General features: G+C 67.6%; 7 protein-coding genes. 6 read left to right on the top strand and 1 reads right to left on the bottom strand.

Annotated elements, in window-relative coordinates; translation table 11 throughout:
- From LQV16_RS22225 to LQV16_RS22215, 3 genes are all read left to right on the top strand, one after another.
- Window positions 1-289 (top strand): hypothetical protein (locus tag LQV16_RS22225; protein ID WP_229996020.1); only part of this gene is annotated, 289 nt, incomplete at its 5' end.
- A 110-nt stretch (window positions 290-399) separates the two neighbouring features.
- Entirely contained in the window at window positions 400-1,371 is a 972-nt protein-coding gene (locus LQV16_RS22220; RefSeq protein WP_229996019.1) for a hypothetical protein, read from the top strand.
- A gap of 9 nt (window positions 1,372-1,380) precedes the next feature.
- A complete protein-coding gene (locus tag LQV16_RS22215; RefSeq protein ID WP_229996018.1) occupies window positions 1,381-2,052 on the top strand; it encodes a peptide deformylase in 672 nt (223 codons plus the stop codon).
- Here LQV16_RS22215 and LQV16_RS22210 read toward each other — a convergent pair.
- Window positions 2,049-4,115 (bottom strand): S9 family peptidase, encoded by a 2,067-nt coding sequence (locus LQV16_RS22210; protein WP_229996017.1) that lies wholly within the window; start codon window positions 4,113-4,115, stop codon window positions 2,049-2,051. The genes LQV16_RS22215 and LQV16_RS22210 overlap by 4 nt on opposite strands.
- Window positions 4,116-4,295: 180 nt before the next feature.
- Here LQV16_RS22210 and LQV16_RS22205 point away from each other — a divergent pair, with 180 nt between their 5' ends.
- From LQV16_RS22205 to LQV16_RS22195, 3 genes are all read left to right on the top strand, one after another.
- Complete coding sequence (locus LQV16_RS22205) at window positions 4,296-5,273, top strand: putative RNA methyltransferase (protein WP_229996016.1); 978 nt, start codon at window positions 4,296-4,298, stop codon at window positions 5,271-5,273.
- A gap of 235 nt (window positions 5,274-5,508) precedes the next feature.
- Window positions 5,509-5,970: an NfeD family protein gene (locus LQV16_RS22200; protein WP_090580549.1), complete on the top strand. Its 462-nt coding sequence runs from the start codon at window positions 5,509-5,511 to the stop codon at window positions 5,968-5,970.
- 89 nt (window positions 5,971-6,059) lie between these two features.
- Window positions 6,060-7,016: an SPFH domain-containing protein gene (locus LQV16_RS22195; RefSeq protein ID WP_229996015.1), complete on the top strand. Its 957-nt coding sequence runs from the start codon at window positions 6,060-6,062 to the stop codon at window positions 7,014-7,016.
- Window positions 7,017-7,287 lie beyond the last annotated feature (271 nt).

Below are 7,287 nucleotides of genomic sequence, written 5' to 3'. Positions count from 1 at the left end.
GGCCCATGGAATCCTGTTCCTGGCGGCGGGGCCGGAGCATCAGGAACTCCTTAAGAAGACCGCTGTCGAGCCGGCGACCCCGCTGTTCGTGGGCGGACGGCGGGCCGGCATCGTGATGCGGGTGGACGCCGCCCGCGACGAACCACGCCTGGTTGTCCAGTTGGACCCCCGAGCCACGTTCCAGAACGGGCCGTACCAGCTGCGCCTCCGCCGTCCCCTGCAGCGGTCGGCGACCAAACCCTATGCCGTGGAGTCCGTTGAACTGGTGCCGCGGGGTAGCACTCCATAAGGCGCCCGGGCAGGTGCTGACGGTTCGGCGACGATGCCCGACTCCCTCTCGGCCGTGACCGTGGATGGTGCCGCAAAGCCAGTCGGCTGACCGCGGAATAGACTGTGCGCATGGACGGCCCCGTGGTGACGCGCCTGCGGCACATCGTATTCCGGGCAGCGGCAGCCGCGATCGCCGCGGCTGTGCTGGGCGCTGCTGCGGCCTGCAGTCCGGAAGGCGGTCCGGCCGGTACGACCTCAGCGGCCACGGATGCTGTGACCGCGGAAATCAGCCAGTTCCGTGACAACTACAGCAAACAGATCATCGAAATCCAGCTCACGAACACCACCGGCCGCGCCCTGACGGTCCTTGCCGCGGAACTGACCAGCCCGCTGTTCGCGGCGCCGATCACCTGGCCAGCGCGCACGGGCGGGATTGAGCTTCCGCCCGGACAGGCGAAGAGCCTGCCGGCGCCGCTGCCCGCACCGGAATGCGGCTCCCCGTCCCCGGCCTCAACAGAGCCGGCAACCGCCTCCGGCGCCGACTCCGGCAACGCGGTTGTCGCGCTCCGGCTGGCGGTGCCGCAAGGCTCTGTGCCACAGGGAACTGCGCCGCCCCAAGCCGTCGCCCCGGCAGCAGACCCGTTCGGCGTCCTGGCGCGGAACAATTCGGAGATGTGCCTGGCCCGGGCAGCCTCGGCCGTGGCCGCGATCGCGCTGGTTCCTGACCTCGAGGTCGCCGCGGACGGGCGGACCGCCGTCGTACGTCTGCTTGTCCAACCGCGCGCTGCCAGCGGCGGAGGGGCTGGCGCGGGTGAGCTGGTGATTGACCGGGTCGAGGAGACCACCTTGCTGGCGGAAGCCCCGCAAGCCCCCTGGCCCCGTTCGGTGACGCTCAGCGCAGGCGGGCCCCCGGCGGAAATGCGCCTGGGCATCCGGCCCTCCCGCTGCGATCCCCACGCCGTGGCCGAAGACAAGGTGGGCACGCTCCTGCCGCTTCGGGTCAGGGTGGCGGGCCGGGAGGGTGTTGTGAAGATCGACGCCGGCAGCCAACTTCGTGGCCGGATTTATGACTTTGTTACAAAGGCGTGCGGCCGCCAGTAGTCTGGGGGCATGTCCTTTGATGCCAGGCCCACCGACTTCAGCGCCGCCCGGATCAGCGAGGCCGTCCAGGAGATCCTGGGCGCGGGTATCCTTCCGCCGATTGTCCAGGCAGGGCACCCGGTGCTCCGGCACGTGGCGGCACCGTTTGACGGCCAGTTGAGTGACGCCGAACTTGGCCACCTCATCGACCTCATGCGCAGCGTGATGCACAAGGCCCCGGGCGTCGGCCTGGCGGCACCGCAGCTGGGCATTCCGCTGCAGCTCGCCGTCCTGGAGGACCAGTTCACCGTCGACCCCGACGTCGCAGCCATCCGCGGGCGGGAACCGCTGCCGTTCTTTGCCATGCTGAACCCGAGCTATCGGGCCCTTGGCGACAAGTCCGTGGCGTTCTACGAAGGTTGCCTCTCCATCGGAGGCCTGCAGGCGGCGGTGTTGCGGCCGGAATCGGTCCAGCTCGATTTCGCGGCGCCGGACGGCACGCAACTGGAGCGGACTTTCACCGGCTGGCAAGCCCGGATTGTCCAGCATGAGACCGACCATCTGCACGGAGTGCTGTTCCTTGACCGGGCCGAGCTGCGCTCCATCAGCAACAACGCCGAATACTCGGCCCGCTGGGCCCAGCCAGACATCAGCCGTGCCCGGCAGGAACTCGGGTTCCTGCCGGACCCGGCGGAGGACTAAGGCAGAGGTGCCGGGTTCCCGGCAGATGGCAGGTAGCGGGCCCACCACTTCAGGATTTCATCGAACCTCTGCTTGCGGTGGTGCGGAGTGCCCGAGCGGGACAGCTCCTGGTTCTCGCCCGGGAAAACCAGGAATCCGGTCTCGACGCCCTGCTGCTTGAGGGCGGTGAAGTACCGCTGGCCCTGCTCCACGGGGCACCGGAGGTCCTCCTCACTGTGGATCACCAGCGACGGCGTCCGTACGTTCTCCACCCGGGCCATGGGACTCTGGGCCGCCATTTGCTCCGCCGAAGGGCCGGTGTATTCGCCGCCGAAGAACCAGCCGATGTCAGAAGAACCCGTAAAGCTCACAGGATCCAGGAAACCGCGCTCGACGATGGCCGCCCGGAAGCGGTGGTCGTGGCTGATGGTCCACGCCGTCAGGTAGCCGCCGTAGGAACCGCCCATGATGCCGACATTGGCGGCGTCCAGGTCCTCAAACTTCTCCACGGCCCCGTCCAGGAAGGCGAGGACGTCCTGCATGTCCACGGTTCCCATCCGCTCCTTGATGGAGCGTCCGTGCTCCTGGCCATAGCCGGCCGAGCCCCGCGGATTGCACATGAGTACGGCGTAACCGGCCCCGGCATAGACCTGGGCTTCGTCGAACAAGGCCACGCCGAACTGGGCAAAAGGGCCGCCGTGGATGTTCAGCAGCACCGGGTGCGGCCCGGGGCCTGCCGGCTTCACGAGCCAACCATGGACCGGGTACCCGTCGGTCGAGGGCAGAGTCAGTTCCTGCGGCTCGCTGATGCCCGCCACGCTGCGCAGCGGCGCGGAGAAATCCGTCAGGCGGTGCACGTGCCCGCTGTCGAGCACAGCGAGGTCCCCGGCCGTGGTTGCATCGCTGAAACTCACGACGAGCCGCCCCCCGCCGTCCGCGGCCCCGGTCACCACCCGGTTCCCCTCCAGCAGGACGGCGTGGCCTCCCGTCGCGACGAATTCGTGCAGCTCTACGGTTCCCCGCGCATTGTTCAGCACCAGGGCGCCCGCGGCCCCGCGCAGCTCGATCCGGCTGCCGCCGGACAGGTCCAGGGTCTCGGCGTCGCTAAGCGCTGTGGCGTCTCCGCCGGCGGCCGGCATGGCATACAGGGCGGTGTTCCTGGCCACGAAGTCCCGGCCGGAGGCGCCCAGGTCCTGGGCGAGGAAGAAAAGCCACTTCCCGTCCGCGGACTGGCGCACGGCGCTGACGGTCTGCCGTCCGGTATTGGCCGGTGTGAGGGCTTTCGTCAGCCCTCCGGCGGCGGGAATCGAGTAGATTCCGCTGACGAGGTCGGTGTCCCGGCCCTCATGCAGGGCCGCGGTGAAGTAGATGGTGCCGCCGTCGGCGCTGAAGCTGGCGTCGTTGTGGTCCGCCGCCCCGGTGGTGAGCTGCTTGGCGGCCGGCAGCAGGCTGGCACCGGTCTCCGCGGGATCGGCCGCGGCACCGAGGGCCTTGAGGGCGCGCCCGGCCGGGGCCACCTTCGGTTCGGCGTCAAGCTGCGGCACCTCGACAAGGAACAGCTGCAGGGGCTTGTCGGCCGTGTAGCCAAGGCCGTTCATGCGGTACTGGTAATCGGTGATCAGCCGGGCGTCCTCGCTGCCGGCACCCACCCCGTCGATGTTGCCGTACCTGCCCTCATCAGGGGTCCGGGCACCGAAGACAATGCTGCGGGAATCGGGTGACCAGGCAAAGGAGCTGACCCCCAGCGGCGCTGCCGTTAACAGCTGGGGTTCGCCGCCGGCTGCTTCCACCACGTGGAGCTGCGGTTTTCCGCCGGCAGCCGCACGCAGGAACGCAAGGGCCTGGCCGTCCGGTGAAAAGTCCGGCGCGGTGTCCCGGAAGCCGCGGGTCAGGCGGCGCGGCCGTTGGCCGGGGTTGAGGTTTGGGTTGTTCAGGTCCGGATCCAACGGGACGGTCCACAATTGGCCCACGTAGGCATCGGCATCGAAGTCCGGCCGGATCACGGACACCACGGCGCGGGAGCCGTCAGGGTGCACGGCGGGAGCGGAGACGGAATTGAGCAGCGGTAGATGTTCAGATTTCACGCTTGCGAGCCTAACCCGCGGCGGGCGTGCTGTGAACTACCTCACGTCCTGCCGGTGCGCCGCGGACGCCACGGCCGTCCCATTCCCCGGCCGGCCGCCGTCGGCGGGAAGGCTCCAGCGTGACCTGCCCCTGCGCCCTGCCCGCGAGGCGGGCCGGGGTTCCGCGCTTAGGATGAAGCTATGCCTCCCGCCCCTGATTTCCCCCTCTTGTGCCCGGTGTGCCGGGACGCTCTCCGCTTCGGTGGCGGCGGTGCCCGCACCCTGGTGTGCGGCGCCGGCCACAGCTTTGATGCCGCCAGGCAGGGATACTTCAACTTCCTGGTCGGCAAGGGGACTGTTTTTGAAGCCGACAGCGCAGAGATGGTGGCGGCCCGCTTCGATTTCCTCTCGGCAGGGCACTACCGGCGGCTGGCTGATGCCATTGCCGATCTTGCCGCGCCGGCGCTCATGGAGGCCCCGGCCGGGCAGCCGGCGCTCATGGAGGCCCCGGCCGGGCAGCCGGCGGTGCTGGACGCCGGAACGGGAACCGGCCACTACCTCAGGGCCGTGCTGGATCGTCTCGCCCGGGATCGCGCGGCACGGGATCTTGCATTAACGCCCGATCCGGCGGCGGACGGGGCTTCGGCGGACGGGGCTTCGGCCGATGGTGTCTTGGCCGCGGCCATCGGCCTGGACATTTCCAAGTTTGCACTGCGCCGGGCCGCCAAAATGAACCCGGAAGCCTTGAACGTGGTCGGGGACGTCTGGCAGCCGTTACCGCTCGCGGACAGCGCCGTCGACGTCGTCACCGTGGTCTTTGCGCCGCGCAACGCGCCTGAGTTTGCCCGGGTGCTCCGCCCCGGCGGCCGCCTGATCGTGGTCACACCACGGCCTGGACATCTGGAGGAGGTTGCCGGCCTGACCGGGATGCTGGGGATCGAACCGGCCAAGGACGAACGGCTCACGGCTTCCCTGGGTAAGGATTTCGCGGCCGTCAGCGCCAGGGATCTGGACCTGGCGTTGACCCTGGCTCCGCGCGACGTCGCCAACCTTGCCTACATGGGGCCGGCAGGCCACCACCTGGACCGTGCCGCACTCGCGGCCCTCGAGGCCGGGCTTCCGGCGTGGACCGCTGTCTCGGCCCGCTTCCGGATCAGCGTTTTTGCACCCATCCGCTGACCGCTCCCGCCGCACCGCCGGGCCGCGCCGCGGCCTGCCTTCAAACCGCCCTGAACCACTCCCGGGGGAATCGGGATGGGGAAATCGGGCAGGGAATCGACCCGCGAAATAACGACTTGGCCACTTTGTCCATGAATTCCCAACTCCCTGTCCCAGCTATTGTCCTGCCGCTTAGGATGGAAAGACAGTTACTGGGGAACTGTGCCTGCAGCTCCCGGAACTAAAGGGGGAATTGATGTCTGAATGGCTGATCGAGAATTGGTGGGCCCTGTGGCTCACGCTCTTTCTCCTGTTTGCCGTGGTCGAGATGATCACTCTGGACCTGTTCTTCATCATGCTCGGCGGCGGCGCTCTCGCCGGGCTCGTGGCGGACTTCGCCGGTGCGGATCCTTGGCTTCAGATCATCGCCTTCTGCGTGGTGTCCCTGCTCATGATTGGCTTCGTTCGGCCGGTGGCCCTCAAGCATCTGCACCGGGGCCCGGCGGATCAGCGCACCAACATCGAACGACTTATCGGCGAATCCGCCGTCGTCATGGAGGCCGTGAACGAAAGCGGCGGGCTCGTCAAGATTGGCGGCGACGTCTGGAGTGCACGGTCCGAATCGGGAGTGCTGGTGCCCGGACAGCAGGCTGTGGTCAGCGCCATCGACGGTGCCACCGCGATCGTGGCCCCGCAGCCGGAATCGGCAATCCAATAAGGGACAGCAGTTCTGCGGGCAGCGCTGTCCGGAGGGCCTCGGAACTGCCGCAGCGAGACCAAACCAAACAACTGGGGAATAGGTGAAGCATGGATATCGCAGTCGCAATTGTGCTGCTGGTACTAATTGTGTTCGTAATTATTGTGCTGGTCCGGTCGGTTCGGATCATTCCACAGGCCCGGGCCGGCGTCGTTGAACGGCTGGGCAAATACCAACGCACCCTGAATCCCGGGCTTACCCTGCTGATCCCGTTTGTGGATCGCTTGCTGCCGTTGCTCGACCTGCGTGAGCAGGTGGTTTCCTTCCCGCCGCAGCCCGTCATCACCGAGGACAACCTGGTCGTTTCGATCGATACTGTGGTCTACTTCCAGGTCACTGACGCACGGGCCGCCACTTACGAGATCGCCAACTACATCCAGGCCGTGGAGCAGCTCACCACCACCACCCTGCGCAACGTGGTTGGCGGCCTCAACCTTGAGGAAGCGCTGACGTCGCGCGACCAGATCAACGGCCAGCTCCGTGGCGTCCTGGACGAGGCGACCGGACGCTGGGGCATCCGGGTCTCCCGTGTGGAGCTCAAGGCGATCGATCCGCCCCACTCGATCCAGGATTCGATGGAAAAGCAGATGCGGGCCGAACGTGACCGCCGCGCGGCCATTCTGACGGCAGAGGGCACCAAACAGTCCGCAATCCTCACCGCCGAGGGCCAGCGCCAGTCGTCCATCCTGAAGGCCGAAGGCGACGCCAAGGCCGCGATCCTGCGCGCTGACGGCGAGGCGCAGGCCATTCAGAAGGTCTTTGACGCGATCCACAAGGGCAACCCGGACCAGAAGCTGCTCGCCTACCAGTACCTCCAGACCCTCCCGAAGATAGCCGAGGGGAGCTCGAACAAGCTGTGGATCATTCCCAGCGAGGTAGGCGAGGCACTCAAGGGGATCGGGAACGTGCTGGGGGCAAACGCCGTGCAAGAGCAGGCGTCCCCGACGCCGGACGTTGTTCCGCCGTCAGCGCCGGCCGGTGCAGACGGCCAAGGGAGCCGGCCCTGAGCCCAAGTCCGCATTGGATCACTCGGACGCCGCCTGCGTAACTGCGCAGCCTGCGCGGTCCCGGCTGCGGGGGCCGGCCAATTCAACGACGGGCCGGTCGGGTGCAGCCTACGCAGTTCACCCCGCGGGGCTACTCGCTTTACCGGCTCATCAACTTTTAGCGTGGTGTCCTTCAAATGAAGGGGCTCGTAGCCCTGCGAGCATAGGTGTTGTCGAGACATCTATTGCTGAGGACTACGAGCCTTGTTACAGATTACGCAGACGTGCGATG

This window comes from Arthrobacter sp. Bi26, assembly GCF_918697925.1.
Taxonomy (GTDB): Bacteria; Actinomycetota; Actinomycetes; order Actinomycetales; family Micrococcaceae; genus Arthrobacter.
Note: the sequence above shows the minus strand (reverse complement) of the source record. Positions and strands in the feature narration are given on the sequence as shown.